Below are 1,893 nucleotides of genomic sequence, written 5' to 3'. Positions count from 1 at the left end.
TCGCTACGCTTTCAGTAACCTGTGCTGGCGCACTGTTTACAACAATTCTTGCCGACATGATTATTCACGTCCTTTATGGTGCAAAACTCGTTTACGCATATAGTTATTTAAAAACATTTGTCTGGTTAACACCAATATTAGCTATAGATCAGTTGCTCAGTATGGTTCTAATTAGAATGAAGCAGTTAAAAAAATTAGCTATTAAGTGGTTGATAGCCTTCTGCCTGGTAGTGGCTATTGTTCCTGCCATTTTCCATTATATGGGGGTGAGTAACATCGTCATCGGTTTAGCAGTAGTCTACGCCTTTAATATAATTTATTCTACGAGGTGCATTAGTGCAGTACAATGATAAGATTTCAATAGTGGTCCCTGCTTACTGTGAACCATCGAAAGTTAAGCGCTTCATGGATGCTATACTGAATATTGATTATCCAAACAACCTTGTCGAATTAATCCTTATTGACGATTGTAGCCCAATTTCACTTGCAGAAATCGCAGGCTCGTATGCGGAAGCGTTTAAAGATAAGATAAATTTTTTATTCCACAGGAACCAAATAAATTCTGGCAGGGCAATTTCCCGTAACGTGGGTATTTCTCTCGCGACAAATTCGTTGATAATGTTTATTGATATCGACAATCTGCTTGAACCTAACGCATTAAAAAAGATCGTTTCGTTTTTCCATGATAAGAGCTATACAGCAGCCAGAATTAACATACGAATCGATCCCGCCAGACTCAACACCAGCAATTACCTCCGCTATTTTGACAGTCGTTATTTGGGGGCGCGTAACATGCCTGAAGGAATTATAAGCACTCGTTTCTTCGCAAGTGACGGCATTATCCTGACGCGTGATATAATTGACACAATTGGCGGTTTTGATGAAACTTTCTATCATTACGGCTGTGAAGATGAGGAACTTGGCATCCGAGTTTCAAAAGCAAAGTATGACTTTTATTTTTTACCCGATGCAAGAGCAGAAGACAGTGATACCCCAACTTTGCGCAGAGCTTCGGAAAGAATGGTTGTATATGCGTCAAAATCTTTCCCTGTTTTGAAAGGAAAACATCCGGAATGCGTGAAGGACAGTCTCTTTTCATCTTACGAAGTGATGTTGGAAGATACAAAACTCCTTAGTAAACTACTCATAAAGGCTATACATATTCTTCCAATAACAACGACACGAAAAATTCTGCTCTGCTTGTGTGATAAATTAGATTCAAAAACGATTAAAATACCCGATTTTGTATATAAAGTCGTATTGGCACTTTCATATATTGAAGGTGGAAGACTTCGACAGCTGAGGATGTAGAATGAGTATTTTTTTATTGTCCCCAGGGTTTGTATATGCTTCAATTTGGTTGTTTACAATTTTCTTATATTCGCTTGGATTGACGACTAATATTAGCCCTCTCTCAAGTGAGATGATGGTGTTTTTGTCAATCAATGTTGTTCTGGGGTTGATTTTTTCACTTCCATTTATCACTCCTGGCAGTATTAATCATGTTCGTCTTAAAGATATTATGCCATCTTGGCGGGCGACTAAAATATGGCTCATCATTTGGTGCTTTGCAATAATACCTGATGTGGTTGTTGCTGGTGGGATCCCAATGATTATGCAATTTAGGGGCGGCTATAACTATACCGAGTTCGGCATACCAACATATCATGGGATAGTTAATATGCTATTCCTTTTTGTTTTTCCGTCACTATATTATCATTTTCTTTTATCAAAACGGAAAAGTATACTTCTGGTAATTCTGTTAATGAGCATCTGGGAAATGCTGGTCTTCAGACGTGGTATTCTGATGTCTGGTCTCGTAGAAATATTCTTTTTATTCTTTATTTATAAAAAATTCACGAAAAAGATGTTTGTTTATACTGTATTGTCAGT

Annotated in this window: 1 protein-coding gene and 2 pseudogenes; all 3 read left to right on the top strand. The window is 37.7% G+C overall.

What is annotated here, in order from left to right:
• Positions 1-350 (top strand): annotated as a pseudogene (locus IM284_RS23110) (O-antigen flippase); the annotation flags it as partial.
• The gene (locus tag IM284_RS23105) at positions 337-1,311 is read left to right on the top strand and encodes a glycosyltransferase family 2 protein (RefSeq protein WP_052954316.1); all 975 of its coding nucleotides are present in this window, start codon (positions 337-339) and stop codon (positions 1,309-1,311) included. The pseudogene IM284_RS23110 and the gene IM284_RS23105, both read left to right, overlap by 14 nt.
• 1 nt (position 1,312) lies before the next feature.
• Positions 1,313-1,893, top strand: a pseudogene (locus tag IM284_RS23100) (hypothetical protein); the annotation flags it as partial.

Source organism: Enterobacter cloacae complex sp. P12RS, assembly GCF_014895875.1.
Lineage (GTDB): Bacteria > Pseudomonadota > Gammaproteobacteria > Enterobacterales > Enterobacteriaceae > Enterobacter > Enterobacter bugandensis.
Note: the sequence above shows the minus strand (reverse complement) of the source record. Positions and strands in the feature narration are given on the sequence as shown.